General features: G+C 64.5%; 11 protein-coding genes and 1 pseudogene. 8 read left to right on the forward strand and 4 right to left on the reverse strand.

All coding sequences use genetic code 11. The features are described 5' to 3' along the window. Positions 1-76 precede the first annotated feature (76 nt). A complete protein-coding gene (locus RT567_RS06310) occupies positions 77-3,166 on the forward strand; it encodes an efflux RND transporter permease subunit (protein ID WP_313575097.1) in 3,090 nt (1,029 codons plus the stop codon). Between the two features lie 340 nt (positions 3,167-3,506). Here RT567_RS06310 and RT567_RS06315 read toward each other — a convergent pair whose 3' ends face one another. Both RT567_RS06315 and nhaA read right to left on the reverse strand, forming a co-directional pair. Next, the gene (locus tag RT567_RS06315) at positions 3,507-6,101 is read right to left on the reverse strand and encodes a TonB-dependent receptor (protein WP_313575099.1); all 2,595 of its coding nucleotides are present in this window, start codon (positions 6,099-6,101) and stop codon (positions 3,507-3,509) included. 233 nt (positions 6,102-6,334) lie between these two features. Then, entirely contained in the window at positions 6,335-7,546 is a 1,212-nt protein-coding gene (gene nhaA / locus RT567_RS06320; protein ID WP_313575101.1) for a Na+/H+ antiporter NhaA, read from the reverse strand. A 222-nt stretch (positions 7,547-7,768) separates the two neighbouring features. Here nhaA and RT567_RS06325 point away from each other — a divergent pair, with 222 nt between their 5' ends. The 5 genes from RT567_RS06325 (at position 7,769) to RT567_RS06345 (ending at position 13,589) form a co-directional block, all read left to right on the forward strand. After that, complete coding sequence (locus RT567_RS06325; protein WP_313575103.1) at positions 7,769-9,259, forward strand: protein adenylyltransferase SelO family protein; 1,491 nt, start codon at positions 7,769-7,771, stop codon at positions 9,257-9,259. Between the two features lie 217 nt (positions 9,260-9,476). Further along, positions 9,477-9,893 carry a DoxX family protein gene (locus RT567_RS06330; protein WP_313575105.1) on the forward strand — a complete coding sequence of 139 codons (417 nt, stop codon included), beginning with the start codon at positions 9,477-9,479 and terminating at the stop codon, positions 9,891-9,893. 109 nt (positions 9,894-10,002) lie between these two features. Continuing rightward, positions 10,003-11,274: a DUF6270 domain-containing protein gene (locus RT567_RS06335; protein ID WP_313575107.1), complete on the forward strand. Its 1,272-nt coding sequence runs from the start codon at positions 10,003-10,005 to the stop codon at positions 11,272-11,274. Between the two features lie 40 nt (positions 11,275-11,314). Continuing rightward, positions 11,315-11,803: a MerR family DNA-binding transcriptional regulator gene (locus RT567_RS06340; protein WP_313575109.1), complete on the forward strand. Its 489-nt coding sequence runs from the start codon at positions 11,315-11,317 to the stop codon at positions 11,801-11,803. Positions 11,804-11,807: 4 nt separating this feature from the next. Then, positions 11,808-13,589, forward strand: a complete 1,782-nt coding sequence (locus tag RT567_RS06345) for an acyl-CoA dehydrogenase C-terminal domain-containing protein (protein WP_313575110.1) — start codon at positions 11,808-11,810, stop codon at positions 13,587-13,589. Here the strand turns inward: RT567_RS06345 and RT567_RS06350 are convergent, their stop codons facing one another. Beyond that, complete coding sequence (locus RT567_RS06350; RefSeq protein WP_313575112.1) at positions 13,590-13,964, reverse strand: hypothetical protein; 375 nt, start codon at positions 13,962-13,964, stop codon at positions 13,590-13,592. Positions 13,965-14,023: 59 nt separating this feature from the next. Between RT567_RS06350 and RT567_RS06355 the strand changes: the two genes are divergently transcribed. Both RT567_RS06355 and RT567_RS06360 read left to right on the forward strand, forming a co-directional pair. Further along, the gene (locus RT567_RS06355; RefSeq protein WP_313575114.1) at positions 14,024-15,187 is read left to right on the forward strand and encodes an acyl-CoA dehydrogenase family protein; all 1,164 of its coding nucleotides are present in this window, start codon (positions 14,024-14,026) and stop codon (positions 15,185-15,187) included. Between the two features lie 36 nt (positions 15,188-15,223). Then, entirely contained in the window at positions 15,224-15,412 is a 189-nt protein-coding gene (locus RT567_RS06360; RefSeq protein WP_313575116.1) for a hypothetical protein, read from the forward strand. 7 nt (positions 15,413-15,419) lie between these two features. Here RT567_RS06360 and RT567_RS06365 read toward each other — a convergent pair. Then, positions 15,420-15,723: pseudogene (locus tag RT567_RS06365) on the reverse strand (AarF/ABC1/UbiB kinase family protein); the annotation flags it as partial.

Below are 15,723 nucleotides of genomic sequence, written 5' to 3' on the forward strand. Positions count from 1 at the left end.
CGCCGCCGCGCCGGCTGCGGCTCCGGCCGCCGCCCCCGCCACCGCTTCAGCGCCCGCCAAGAAGTAAGGCCCGGCCATGAACCAGATTTCCGCCTGGGCGATCAAAAACCCCATCCCCATCATCCTGCTGTTCCTGCTGTTAACGCTGGGCGGCGTGACCGGCTTCGCCGGGATGCGGATCAACAACAACCCCGACATCGACTTCCCCCTGGTCGCGGTCACGGCCGCGCGGCCCGGCGCCGCCCCGACCGAGATGGAGGTGCAGGTCACGCGGGTGATCGAGGATTCGATCGCCGGCCTATCGGGCGTGCGCCACATCTATTCCAACGTCTCGGACGGCGTGTCCTCGACCACCATCGAGTTCGAGCTGGGCACCGACACCGAGCGCGCCACCAACGACGTCCGCAACGCCATGAGCGGCGTGCGCGCCAGCCTGCCCCAGGATATGCAGGAGCCGACGGTCCAGCGCATCGACATCACCGGCGACGCCCTGATCACCTATGTCGTGCGCTCGGAGACGATGACGCCCGAGCAGATCAGCTGGTTCATCGACAATGAGATGAGCCGCGCCCTGCTGGCGTTGGGCGGCGTCGGCGAGGTCAACCGCTCGGGCGGGGTGGACCGCGAGATCCGTGTCGAACTGGACCCGCAGCGGCTCAGCGCCTACGGCGTCACGGCGGCCCAGGTCAGCCAGGCCCTGACCAACGTCAACAACAACCTGCCGGGCGGGCGCGTCACCATCGCGGGCTCGGAACGCGCCGTGCGCACGCTAGGCGCCGCCGGCTCGGTCGAGCAGCTGCGCGAGACCCTGGTGCCCGTCGGCGACGGCAAGAACGTGCGCCTGGGCGATCTGGGCGTGGTGGTCGACAAGTGGAGCGAGCCGCGCCGCCTGGCCCGCTACAACGGCCAGGAGGCCGTGACCTTCAACTTCCTGCGTTCGCGCGAGGCCAGCGAGGTCAAGGTCTCGGAAAAGGTCCGCGCCGAGGTCGAGAAGATCGACGAGGCCCACCCCGAACTGACCATCGAACAGGTCACCTCGAGCGTGAAGTACATCGAAGAATCCTACCTCGCCTCGCTGGAGGCGCTGATCCTGGGCGCGGTCCTGGCGGTCATCGTGGTGTGGATCTTCCTGCGCGACTGGCGGGCGACCCTGATCGCGGCGACGGCCATGCCGATGTCGCTGATCCCGACCTTCGCCATCCTGGGGCCGATGGATCAGTCGCTGAACGTGGTGACGCTGCTGGCCCTGTCGCTAACGATCGGTATCCTGGTCGATGACGCCATCGTCGAGATCGAGAACATCGTGCGCCACATGCGCGACGGAAAACCGCCCTATGACGCCGCCTTTGAGGCGGCCGACGAGATCGGTCTGGCGGTCGTGGCGACGACCGGCACCATCATCGCCGTGTTTGCGCCTGTGGGCTTCATGCCGGGCATCATCGGCCAGTTCTTCAAGGCCTTCGCCCTGGCCGCCTGCATCAGCGTCTTCTTCTCCCTGGTGGTGGCGCGTCTGCTGACGCCGCTGATGGCGGCCTACATGCTCAAGCACACCCACCATGAGGACAAGGATCCCTTCTGGATGGCGGGTTATCTGCGCTCGCTGAAATGGTGCCTGCGCCATCGCTGGATCGTCTTCGTCATGGGGACGGCCTTCCTGTTCGGTTCGATCGGTCTGTCGATCGCCGCCAAGATGTCGTTCGAGTTCATGTCGCCCGCCGATGAAGGCCGCGCGGCCTTCCAGATCGAACTGCCGCCCGGCTCCACCCTGCATCAGACCGATGTCGTGGTGCAGCAGGTGACGCAGACGCTGAACGCCCGTCCCGAGGTCACCTCGGTCTACGCCGCCATCGGCGGCCAGTCGGTGAACCAGGCCAATGTCTACGCCGACATGGTGCCCAAGGGTAAGCGCGACCTGAGCCAGCAGGCCTTCGCCCGCGTCATGGTCGATGAGCTGAAGCAGATCCCCGGCGCCCGCATCCGCGCCGGCATCGCCCAGCAGGGCGGCGGACCCGGCGACGGCACCAGCTACACCTTCTCCATCCTGGGCGACGATCCTGTCGTGCTGGAAGCCGCAGCCCGCAAGGTCGAGGAAGAGATGCGCGGGGTGCCGGGCCTGGCCAACATCGTCAACACCGCCGCCATCGCCCGACCGGAAATCCTAGTCACGCCGCGGCCGGATGAGGCGGCGCTGCTGGGCGTCTCGGCCGGGGCCATCTCCCAGGCCGTGCGCGTCGCCACCATCGGCGACATCGACCAGAACCTGCCGAAGTACAATCTGGGCGACCGCCAGATCCCCATCCGCCTGCAATTGACCGAGGCCGCGCGCGAGGATCTGAACGTGCTGGAGTCGCTGCGCGTGCCGACCGCCTCGGGGGCCGCCGTACCGCTGAGCGCCGTGGCCGACATCGAGTTCGGCGCCGGCCCAGCCACGGTCAGCCGCCAGGATCGCTCGCGCATCGCCTCCATCTCGGCCGAGCTGGACGGCATCACCACCGGCGCGGCGGGCCAGGCGGTCAATCGCCTGCCGTCGGTCAAGGATCTGCCGACCGGTGTGCGCCAGGTGCCCGCCGGAGACGCCGAGTTCATCCAGGAGATGCTGATCGGCTTCGGCATCGCCTTCCTGTCGGGCATTCTGCTGATGTACGCCGTGCTGACCCTGCTGTTCAAAAGCTTCGCCTATCCGGTCACCATCATGGCGGCCCTGCCCCTGGCCATCGGCGGCGCCTTCATCGCCCTGGTGATCGCGGGCAAGAGCTTCTCCATGTCGGCCCTGATCGGGGTGCTGATGCTGATGGGGATCGCGGCCAAGAACTCCATCCTGCTGGTCGACTACATCATCATGGCCGAGAAGAGCGGGCTGAACCGTTTCGACGCCATCATGGACGCCGCCCACAAGCGGGCGCGGCCGATCCTGATGACCACCTTCGCCATGGGGGCGGGCATGGTGCCCATCGCCATCGGCTGGGGCGCCGACGTGGAGTTCCGCTCGCCCATGGCCGTGGCCGTGGTGGGGGGGCTGATCTCCTCGACCTTCCTGTCGCTGCTCTACATCCCGGCGGTGTTCACCATCATCGACGACATCGCCGGCTTCGGGCGGCGCCTGCTGAACCGGATGTTCGCCGGCCAGCGGCGACTGGCGGGGGAAAGCCACACCCCGGCGGAATGAGGCGGCCGTCGCGCTGAAAGATAAAGCCCCCGCCCGCAAGGTCGGGGGCTTTTTCCATGTGCGCGCCCTCTCCCGATGGGAGAGGGCTTGAGCCTCCAAGAGCGAAGCGATTGGCTAAGGCGAAAGGGTGAGGATTCACGGGTGAAGTCGGCGTAAGCCGTGGCAGCCCGGCCAAGCAACGGCTTACGCCGACTGATGGGACAAGCCCCTCACCCTTTCGCGCAAGAACGATCGCTGCGCTCAAGCCCTCTCCCGCCGGGAGAGGGAAACTCAGCCCCAAAAGCAAAGGGCGGGCCGGATTGCTCCGACCCGCCCTCAGACTCTCAGACGTCGCGCTGGATCAGTAGCGGACGCGCAGCGTCATGCCGTAGGTGCGCGGCTGGCCCATGAAGGCGTTGTAGGTCTGGGTGTCGCCGGCCGGGTTATAGTAGGTGCCGTTCGGCTGGACCGTGGTCTGGAAGGCCGAGCCCTGCAGCGGGGCGTTGATGGCCACCTGCATATACTCTTCGTCCGTCAGGTTCTGGCCCCAGATGTCCAGCGCCCAGTTCTCGTCTTCCGCGCCCAGGGTGATGCGGCCGTTCACCAGGGTCATGGCGTCCTGCATCTTGTAGGGCAGCAGGTCGGAGCCGGTGTTGAACTCGGTCGAGTATTTGGCCGACAGGTTCAGGCCCAGCTTCAGCCCCGCGCCGATCGAGCGGTCGAAGGCCATGGAGGCCGTGGCCGACCATTCCGGTGCGAACGAGGCGCGGGCGCCCGGCAGCAGGGACAGTTGCGGGAAGTTGGCCGGGTTGGTCAGGTCCGAGGCGACGAAGTTGCCATACTTGGTGTCGGCGTAGGTCACGCCGCCCGAGAAGGACAGGCCCTCGACCGGGGTGAACCAGACGAAGTCGGCGTCGACGCCCTCGGTCGTGACCTCGGGGATGGACTCGACCACGAAGGCGGTGCCCAGGAAGGTGTTGAGCTGGAAGTCCTCGAACTTCTGATTGAAGTAGGTGAGGTTCAGCAGCACCGAGCGGTTGAACAGGGTGTTCTTCAGCCCGATTTCATAGCTGTTGACCGTCTCGGACGGGAAGTAGAGCGACGACGTCGGCGTCACGCCCGCCTGCACCCGGTCCATGTTGTAGCCGAACGACTTGTAGCCGTGGGCGTAGGAGGCGTAGCCCATGATGCTGTCGTTGAAACGATAGCTGCCCTTGATCGTGCCCGAGAACTCGCCGCCGTTGTTCGATTCCGAGATGCGGCGATTGTCGAACTGAGGGTTGGCCCAAGGCAGGCAGATGGTGCCGACCAGGGTCGAGGCCAGGGCCTGGATCTGGGCGGGCGTCAGCGTGGGGTTCGCAATGCCGATGGCGCCGCCGATAGCGCCGGCGTTGCCCAGGGCGCCGCCGCAGGCAAGACCGTTGCTGCCCACATTGTCCTGAACGCCGATCAGGCGCTTGTGGTCATTCGAGTAACGCAGACCCAGGGTCACGTCGAACTTGTCGGTCAGCTTCACCGTGTTGTTGGTGAAGAAGGCGATGGATTCGGTGCGCTGGCTGTAGTGGTCCTTCACGCCCTGACCGACGCCGAAGCCCGGTCCGGTCGGAGCGACCGCCCCGGTCAGGCAGCCGACGATGCCCATCGGCGTGGCGCCTGCCCCGGTGACGCAGTTCACAGCCGCCGGATTGGTCAGGTTCAGCCGCGAGCCCAGCAGCAGCGACATATAGGGGGTGTAGCCCGCGCCGTACCAATAGCTGTCCTCACGGGCGATGCTTTCGCGCGTGAGGAAGGCGCCGACCAGCCAGTCCAGGCGGTCGGTGGCGCCCGCCAGGCGGAACTCCTGGGTCAGGTTCTCAAGCTCGAAGCCGTAGCCGCCGTCATCCTGACGGTACAGCAGGTCGGCGGTGGTGTAGTCGAGGTCCATGCCGTTGACGCCCGACCAGTTCCGCCAGGAGCTGAGCGAGGTGAAGGTGGCGTTCCACGACGGAATGTCGATGTTGGCCTCTGCGGAGAAGCCCATGTCCTCCATTTCCTGCCCGGTGCCGCGGTTGGCGTAGGCCGTGCGCGAGAAGGGCAGCTTGCCGAAGCCCGGCGCGGGCGCAGCCTGCTGGCCGCCGATACCCGTGATGATGCCGTAGGTCGGGCCGGTGCGGACCTGGGTCGAGACGCAGCAATATTCATCGCGCTTGGAGTAGTCGGCGATCAGGCGGATCGACACGTCGTCCGAAGGCAGGATCAGCAGTTGGCCGCGCGCGGTCCAGAAGTCCTGGTTCTGGTCGTCCGTCTCCTGACGCGGGCCGGCGCCGGTGACGACGTCATAGAAGCCGTCGCGCTGACGCTTGGCCATGTAGAGGCGGCCGGCGATCTGATCCGTGATCGGGCCGGTGATCGACCCCGCCAGGCCCCAGGCGTTGAAGTTGCCGTAGGTGGCCTCGGCGCTGAAGCCCGGCGTGAAGGACGGGGCCTCGGTGATGATGTTGATGACGCCGGCCGAGGTGTTCTTGCCGAACAGGGTGCCTTGCGGACCCTTCAGCACCTCGATGCGGCTGAGTTCGCCCAGGTCGCCGAAGCCGACGCCGTTGCGCGAACGATAGACGCCGTCGATGACCACGCCGACCGAGCTTTCCAGGCCGGGGTTGTCGCCGACGGTGCCGACGCCGCGGATGCGGGCCGTGGTGGCGGTTTCCGACTGGGTCGAGGTGACGGTCATGCCCGGCGTCAGGATCTGCAGATCCTTGATGTCGCGCACCCCGGCGCCGTCCAGCGCCTCCTGCGACAGGGTCGTCACCACGATCGGCACGTCCTGCAGGCTCTGTTCCCGCTTCTGGGCGGTGACGATGATGTCGTCGACCGTCGTCGGTCCATCCTGAGCGGCGGCTGCGCCGACAAGACCGAAAGCTGCGACGCCGACGACGGCGACCGAAGCGGTGCAGCGAAGGATGTGGTTGAAACGCATAAGGCGGGCTCCCCGACTCTAATGGGCCCGACCGCATTCGCGGCCGTGCGCGATTCCTGTCCCTGATGACTCGCGTTCATTGATCGACGCGAATTCTCATTCAAAAGGGGTAGTCCATGCCCGAGTCACCGACAAGGAGAGGCCACTTGGAGAACGATAATTTCACCCAAGCCCGCCTCACCTGTGGCGATAAAGCGACAAATATACTGACGTTAGGTCAATGTTATCGTCGATCAGGTGGCCGAAGCGACTGATTTCGCATCGCGTCTTTTCTGGCGGCCGGCCTCGGCGAGCGCCAGAATCGCCGCCGCCGTCAGGGCCGACAGCACCGATCCGCCGATGACGCCCAGCTTGACCTCGATCTGCTCGGGCGAGTCCACCGCGCCGGGGAAGGCCAGGACGCCGATGAACAGGCTCATGGTGAAGCCGATGCCGCACAGCAGGCTGACACCGTAGAGCTGCATCCAGCCCGCACCCGACGGCTTGTCGCCCAGGCCCAGCTTCACCGCCAGCCAGGCCACGCCGAAAACGCCCACCTGCTTGCCGATGAAGAGACCCAGCGCGATGGCGATGACCAGAGGGGCGAAGGCCTGTTCCAGCGACAGGCCGGCGAAGGAGACCCCCGCCTTGGCGAAGGCGAACAGGGGCAGGACCAGATAGGCCACATAAGGGTGCAGGTCGTGCATGGCGTCCTTGAGCGGGCTCTGCGAGGTCTCGCGGCGCGGCTCGACCGGCACGATCAGGGCGAAGGCCACGGCGGTCAGCGACGTCGACAGGCCCGATTGCACCGTCAGATACCAGACGGCCGCAAAGCCCAGCACCCAGAAGGCGGCGGCCATCCGGCGCCGCCCCAGAACGGCGAACACGGCGGTGACGCCCAGCGCCGCCAGCAGCGGAACCCACTGCACGCCCTGGCTGAACAGGACGGCGATCAGGGCGATGGCGCCCAGATCGTCGACGATGGCCAGGGTCAAGAGGAAGACGCGCAGGGAGGACGGCAGACTGCGTCCGACCACGGCGAAGACGGCCAGGGCGAAGGCGATGTCAGTGGCCAGGGGAATGGGCCAGCCCTGCGTCGGGCCGCCCAGCGCCCCGACCACGCCCAGATAGACCAGACCCGGAATCGCCATGCCGCCGAGCGCCGCCAGGATGGGCAGGGCCAGCTTCTTGGGATTGCTCAGCTCGCCCTTGAGAATCTCGTATTTGATCTCCAGGCCGACGACGAGGAAGAAGACGGCCATCAGGCCTTCCTTGATCCAGTCGGACACCGTTTCCTCCAGCCGCAACGGGCCGATCTGGACGGCGTGGACGCTCTTGAGCCAGGCGAAATAGTCGGCCGACAGGGGCGAGTTGGCGACGATCAGGGCGGCGACGGCGGCGAGGCCGAGGACGGCCCCGGAACCGGCCTCGGTCTTGAGGAAGGCGAGCGTGAATTTTCTGGCCACGAAGGTCTCCGAAACAATGAGATGGTCTGTCGTGGCGTCAGGTTATCGACGGACGCCGGACCGGATTCGCGCGCGGGGCGGCGCCGGCCTGGCCTCGGGATCGGATCGCACGAGACCTGATGTCTGCGGGTGAAAATACGGATCGGCGGCGAAGGTTCAAGCCTGATCGGCCGGATACGGCTCGCGGTTGCGAAATGCACGGCGAAGGCGCATCTGCCGCCCATGCCCGTCTCCCCCGCCTATCGCCCCGAACCCCGCTTTTTTGACCTGGGCGCCGACTACGGCGACGCTGTGAAGGCGGCCGACTTCCCGCAGACGATCTTGCGCCTGCGCAACGACCGCGCGGCGGCGCAGGTCGGGCTGGAGACGCTGAGCGACGCCGAATGGCTCGCTCACTTCGGCCGGTTCGAGCCCCTGCCCGGCCAGCCCGGCCCCGTGGCCATGCGCTATCACGGCCATCAGTTCCGCGTTTACAACCCCGACATCGGCGACGGACGCGGCTTCCTGGCGGCGCAGATGCGGGAAACCCCTCAAGCCGATAAAGACGCCAGCCTCCCTCAAGCAGCCTCCCTCCGCGAGGGAGGCGATAGGGAAAACCAAAATGGCCGCCTTCTCGACCTGGGAACCAAAGGCTCAGGCGTGACGCCGTGGTCGCGTCATGCAGACGGGCGACTGACGCTGAAGGGCGGAATGCGCGAGGCGCTGGCGGCGGCCATACTGGACAGTTTGGGCGTGCCGACCTGCCGCATCCTGTCGCTGATCGAGACGGGCGAGAACCTGGAGCGGCACGACGAGCCGTCGCCGACGCGCGCCGCCGTCATGGTGCGGCTGTCGCACAGCCACATCCGCTTCGGGACGTTCCAGCGCGCCGCATACTATGGACGCAAGGACCAGATCGAGGCGCTGATGGAGCACGCCCGCAGCCTGTATCATCCGGCGGTCGCGCCGGGCGACGCGGCGGGCTTCTTGGCCGCTGTGGTCGAGGCCTCGGCGGCGCTGACGGCCAAGTGGATCGCGGCGGGCTTCGTCCACGGGGTGCTGAACACCGACAATCTGAACGTCACGGGCGAAAGCTTCGACTACGGCCCGTGGCGCTTCCTGCCCCACTATGAGCCGGGCTTCACCGCCGCCTATTTCGACCAGAACGGCCTCTACGCCTTCGCGCGCCAGCCCGAGGCGGTGTTCTGGAACCTGACGCAGCTGGCCGGGTGCCTGAAGCTGATCGCCGACGCCGAGCCGCAGGTCACGGTCCTGACTGAGGCGCTGAACGGTTTCGGCCCCGCCTATATCCGCCACCTGCGCGCGGCCTTCCTGAACCGGCTGGGCGTGCAGAGCCTGGGCGAGGCGGCGGACCAGCGGCTGCTGGACGCGACCCTGGCCCTCGCGCGCGAGAAGAAGGAGGCCCTGCGCTGGGAGCCGATCTTCTTCGACTGGTTCGGCGGCTTCAGCTCGGCGGCGCGGGCGCTGGGCGGGGTGCGCGGCAAGACCTACCAGGGCGAGGCCTTCGACGCCTTCCGCTTCGCCCTGATGGAGCATGAGCCCGACCGGCCCGAGCGGCTGGAGCATCCGATGTTCGCCGCGCCCGAGCCGGAAGAGATGCTGATCGACGAGGTCGAGGCCCTGTGGAGCGCCATCGACACGGCCGACGACTGGGCTCCGCTGCAGGCCAAACTGGCCCGACTGGAGGCGGCGAAAGCCGCCTGGAGCCTCTAAGTCATCAATTGATGTCATCAACCGTTGACTCGTACTCCGCCTCAGCTTAGAGGCGGATGATCCCGGCTGGTTTCAGACGATGGGTTACGAGGAATTGTGGTTTCGGCCCTGCTGTCGCCACGTCGTTTTCCGACCGTGATCACAGATTGTTTCAGCCGCTTGCAAATCGGAACCCAGCAACTGATCTTGTGACTGTTGCAAATGAACGGTTACGGCCATGACGACGACCACCTTGAACACCCACCAGGCGCGCGCCCGCGCTGACTATCTGAACATCACGCTTTGGACCTTCCAGGGCTGGATCGCGATGTTCTTCATCGCCGCCGGCTACGCCAAGCTGTCCGAGCCGATGGAGAACCTGATCGTTCTGATGCAGTGGCCCGCCGCAGCCAGCGAGGCCTTCGTGCGCGGTCTGGGCGTCGCCGAGATCGTGCTGGCCGCCATGGTTCTGGCGCCGCTGCTCTCGTGGCGGTTCGGCCGTCCCCTGCTGCTGACGGCGGCGGCGGGCCTGCTGATCCTGGAGACGATCGCCCTGGGCGTTCACGCCTTCGGTCTGGACCTGGGGCTGAGTCTGACCAACGTCTTCCTGCTGACCATCACGGCGCCGGTGATGTGGCTGCGCAGAGCTAGATAACAAGAAAGTTATCGACACCATATTGCCCCTCAGCCTATACCCCTCTCTCAATCAAAACTATATATCGTCGGTACTTGAGCTTTAATCTAACCGACAAAGGGGGCGACCTTTGAGCGGTCTAGGTACAGTTTACTCTATTGGCGGCTGCGTCGCGTTCGAAGTTGCCCGTCGCCTCGGTGAAGCCAGTGATGGTCATCTCGACCATTTCTGGCGGCGTCCAACCATCGCTCTCATGAGCAACCCGGTCAGCAGATTCCGGTTTGATTTGCACAAACTACCTGCTGAATTTGTAAACTATTTTGTAAATGACGCCGCCGGGGCACACAGGACCGAAATTGAAAACCTACCCGCTGGCAGCAGCGTGGTAATCGATGTTACGCGAGATATATTTACTGGTATCATTGAAATTGAACCCGAAGCCTTTGTCATGAATCCTCTCGATGGTCTTGGCATTGTCGCCGGCCTCACCACGGATAGCATGACACCTGAAATACTTGCGGGTGCACTGAAAACAGAACCTCGGATTATTGCCCCCTTATCCGACACAGAAACCTTTTTGACTCTATGGAAAGCGGCGATTGATAAAAAGATTGAGCTTTTAAGTAAAAAATTTGAGAATATTCTTCTATTGGAAATATATTTTACCCACAAAAAGGCTTCATTTGAAAGATCTTCACCATTTACTTCTGATGATGCAGCAATAAGAAATTCAATTCTTTCGTCCATGTATGAGCACTTGCGAGACAACAGCAAGATCAACATCATTTCGATCGAGAAAGACCACATGCTCACCGGGCGACACGTCGCATGGGGAGGACCATTTTATACCCACTTCATCGACGAAACTTATGCGCTTTTCTGCGACGCCGCGACTGAGGTCTTAACCCAGGGCAAGCAAACAGACCGATCATTCCTGACAAACACAGCGATCGATCGCGCCAAAAAGTACGAGGATGCCAGGCACGCTCTTAAAAACATGGAGGAACGCTACAGAGAAGCAAGAAGAGCGCTTGAAATTTCGGAAAACAAAAATTTCGAAACAAAAGATATGCTTCAAAAGCTAGAAAATGAGACTACAAAGCGTATAGAATCTCTAGTCGAGGCTCTAAGCAAAACCATCCCCCAGTCCGAATTTGACCAACAGGTCAACATCATCACCGAGCGCGAGGCCGAATTAGAGCAATACAAAGCGATCGCGATTGAACAGGCCAATCAACTCGGCCAGGCGCACGCTAGAATTGCTGAATATTCTAAAAATCAAGAAAAGCTTGGCGCTGACATCATCGCCGCCCAAGCGCCGCTTCTCGCCCGCATATCAAAATCAACGGCCCGACGGACCTACACCCTGCGCCGCAAACTAGGCCTGACGCCCCGTCTCTAAAAAGCTTCCCTTTACGTCCGCGTCAAGTTATCAAGTCGTCATGCCGATTGCTGACGAACATCGCACCTATTCCATCCGGCAGCTGTGCCGCGAGTTCGGCGCGACCGCGCGCGCGCTGCGCTTCTACGAAGACAAGGGCCTGCTGACGCCGTCGCGCAAGGGTCAGACGCGGGTCTATGGCCCGCGTGACCGCGCCCGGCTGAAGCTGATCATGCGCGGCCGGCGCATCGGCTTCACCCTGGTCGAGATCCAGGAGATGCTGGATCTGTATGACCAGAAGGACCACAACGTCCATCAGATGGCCATCGCCCTGCCGCGCCATCGCGCCCGCATCGCGGCGCTGCGGCAGCAGCTCGAGGACATCGAAGGCGCCATCGAGACGGCCGAGGCCGCCTGTACCTGGATGGAGTCCAAGCTGACGGAACACCGTCCCGACCTTCTGCCGGGCGCCGAGGCCTACGCCAGCCTGCTGAGCGAACGCCTCAACGATCCCGACGACCATTTCCTGACCTTCAAAGCGAGAGCCTGATCCCATGAGCTACAAGGCGCCCGTCCGCGACCTGTCCTTCGTCCTGCATGACGTTCTGCAGGTCGAGAACTACGGCAACCAGTTGCCCGACGCCGATCTGTCGCGCGACCTGATCGACCAGATCGTCGAGGAAGGCGGCAAGTTCGCCGAAGAGGTCATCGCCCCGGTCAACCGCATCGGCGACCAGGAAGGCTGCCGCATCACGGGCGACGTGGTGACGACGCCCAAGGGCTGGAAGGAAGCCTACCACCAGATGGTCGAGGCCGGCTGGCCCTCGCTGGGCTTCAGCACCGAGTTCGGCGGACAGGGCATGCCCTCGGTCGTATCGAGCGCCGTGGGCCAGTTCACCGCCGCCGCCAGCGCCGCCTTCTCCATGTATCCGGGCCTGACCAGCGGTGCCTTCCACGGCATCGAAGCCAGCGCCTCGGACGAGATCAAGCAGAAGTATCTGCCGAAGATGGCGTCAGGCGAATGGACCGGCACCATGAACCTGACCGAGCCGCAGTGCGGCACCGATCTGGGCATGGTCCGCACCAAGGCCGTGCCGAACGGCGACGGCTCCTATTCGATCACCGGCCAGAAGATCTGGATCTCGGCGGGCGAGCACGACTTCGCCGACAACATCATCCACACGGTGCTGGCCCGCGTCGAAGGCGCGGTTCCGGGCATCAAGGGCCTGAGCCTGTTCGTGGTGCCCAAGTTCCTGGTGAACGAAGACGGTTCGCTGGGCGAGCGCAACGGCGTGGCCTGCGCGGGCCTAGAACACAAGATGGGCATCCACGGCAACGCCACCGCCGTCATGGCCTATGAGAACGCCAAGGGCTGGCTGATCGGCGAAGAAGGCCGCGGCATGAACAACATGTTCGTGGTCATGAACGAGGCCCGCCTGGGCACCGGCCTGCAAGGCCTGGCCATCGGCGACGCCGCCTATCAGGCCGCCGTCGAGTTCGCCAACGACCGCCTGCAGGGCCGCAGCCTGACCGGACCGAAGAACCCGGACGGCCCGGCCGACCCGATCATGGTCCACCCGGACGTGCGCCGGATGCTGCTGGAATCGAAGGCCTTCGTCGAAGGCGGCCGCGCCTTCATCCTGTGGACCGCGCTGCAGGCCGACCTGCAGAAGGCCGCCGATGAAGCCGTCGCCACCAAGGCCAAGGACTACATGGGCCTGATCACGCCGGTGCTGAAGGCCTACCTGACCGACAAGGGTTTCCACGTCGCCTCTCTGGCGATGCAGGTCCACGGCGGTTCGGGCTACACCGAGCACTTCCCCGCGTCGCAGTATCTGCGCGATGCGCGGATCACCATGATCTATGAAGGCACCAACGGCATTCAGGCGCTGGATCTGGTCGGCCGCAAGCTGCCCGCCAACGGCGGCCGCGCCATCATGAGCTGGTTCGCCGACATCGACGCCTTCGTGGCCGAGAACGGCGAGGACGAGGCCATCAAGCCCTTCGTCGAGGGCCTGGCCGACGCCAAGAAGAAGCTGCAGGAGGCCACCATGTGGCTGATGCAGAACGGCATGGCCAACCCGGACAACGCCGCGGCGGCCTCGACCGACTACCTGCACATCTTCGGCCTGACGGCCTATGCCTTCCTGTGGGCCCAGATGGCCAAGGCGGCGCAAGCCAAGATCGCCGCCGGGGACGCCGATCCCTATTACGCCAACAAGCTGATGACCGGCCGCTACTTCGTCGAGCGCATCCTGCCCGACGCCGGGGCGCACCTGAAGAAGCTGAAGTCCGGCGCCGAAGTGCTGATGCAGATGCCCGCCGAGGCGTTCTGATCAACTAATCGGCTTGGGTTCAGGCAAACCTAGACGCGATCGTTCTGCTTCAAAGGCGATCGCGTCGAAGGGGCCGCGAACCGAAACAGAAGGATCGACCAGAGGCCCATCTACCTTGCGGATGACATAGTAGAAGCTCGTGACACCTCTCGCCTGGCGGACCTCGCCAACGACGAAGTCGCTATTATACGCCACGGCGACTACCCGTTCAGGAATGCGTCCGACGCAGTTGCCATCCACCAGAGCAAAGCAGACACCTGCATCCTGCTTGGAATCGGTGGCGACGAAACGATACGGACCGTCGATCTTCTCATCTCGAACAAACCCACAGGCGGCAAGACTCGCTGCTGCGACCAAGATGAACCCGTAGCGCATACCCGCCTCCAACCAGAGTTCCCGACACTGATCGGAACCACGCTCCAAGGGAAGACGCCATGAACGTGCTCAACAGCCCCGAACCCGACTTCATGAAGGAAGAGGAGATCGTCCTCTTCTCCGACTCCGTCGCCAAATGGATCGAGGAGCACGCGCCGCAAGAGAAGTTCCAGCAGTGGATCGCCGCCTCCTCGGTGCCGCGCGGGCTGTGGAATGCGGCGGGCGAGGCGGGCCTGCTGGGCCTGTCGCTGCCGGAGGAAGACGGCGGTTTCGGCGGCGACTATCGCCATGAAGTCGTGCTGATGCGCCAACTGGGCTGGAAGGGCGCGGACCACTTCGGCATCAGCCTGCACAACGCCATCGTCATGCCCTACATCTGGCACTACGGCACGGCCGAGCAGAAGACGCGCTGGCTGCCGCGCCTGCAGTCGGGCGAACTGGTCGGCGCCATCGCCATGACTGAGCCGGGCGCGGGCTCCGACCTGCAGGGGGTCAAGACCACCGCCGTGAAGCAGGGCGACCACTATGTCCTGAACGGCTCCAAGACCTTCATCACCAACGGCCAGTTGGCCAACTTCATCATCGTCGTCGCCAAGACCGACCCGGCCGAAGGCGCCAAGGGGACCAGCCTGATCTGCCTCGAAACCGATGGCGCCGAGGGCTTTGAGCGCGGCCGCAACCTGCACAAGATCGGCATGGAGGCGAACGACACCTCCGAGCTGTTCTTCAACGACGTGAAAGTCCCGCTGGACAACGTCATCGGCGACACCGAGGGACAGGGCTTCGTCCAGCTGATGCAGCAACTGCCGCAGGAGCGTCTGAACATCGCCGTTCAGGGCGTGGCCGCCGCCGAGCGCGGGCTGGAGGCGACGCTGGCCTACGTCAAGGAGCGCAAGGCCTTCGGCAAGCGGGTCATCGACTTCCAGAACACCCAGTTCAAACTGGCCGAGATCAAGACCAAGCTGACTGTCGCCAAGGTCTTCGTCGACCACTGCATTGCTCTGCACCTGAAGGGCCAGCTGGACGCCGCCACGGCCTCGATGGCCAAATACTGGGTGACGGACATTCAGGGCGAGACCATCGACGAGATGCTGCAGCTCTTCGGCGGCTACGGCTATATGACCGAATATCCGATCGCCCAGCTGTACAAGGACGCCCGCGTCCAGCGCATCTACGGCGGGACGAACGAGATCATGAAGCTGCTGATCGCGCGGACGCTGTAAGGGCGCCGTGCGGCGCCCAAGGGAGATCAGGGACGGATGGCCGCCCATAGCGAGACTGACCTTTCAGAAGCGCTGCGCGCCGTCGAATCCCTGGTCGCCAAATGCGAGAAGGCTGTCCTGAAGCTGGCCCCAGGCGCGGCGCAGCACACCCTTCTCATCCGCCGCATCGCCGCCCTGAAGGTCGCGCGCGATCTGATCGAGGAACGGCTGGACGCGACGCGCTGAAGGCCGGTCAGCGCAGCAGCAGGGCGCCCGCGACCAAGGCGCCGGCGAGCACAATAGAAGCGGCGATCCACCGCCCGGCCGAGACGATCGACCGGGCGGTTTCCTTGTCCGACGCGGCGGTGACGACAGGATCGGCCGTCAGGCGGCGCGAGGCGGCGCGGATCAGGCGGGGCAGGTCGTCGCTGGCCGCCGACAGGTCCAGCAGGGCGCCGATCAGGCGGTTGCGCAGGGCCTCGGGGCTGCGGCTGGAGAAGAGGGCGCGGCTCCAGGCGCCCTTCATCGTCTTCACCAGATCGAAGTCGGGATCGACG

Origin of the sequence: Brevundimonas sp., from assembly GCF_032107865.1 — a bacterium.
GTDB lineage: Bacteria > Pseudomonadota > Alphaproteobacteria > Caulobacterales > Caulobacteraceae > Brevundimonas.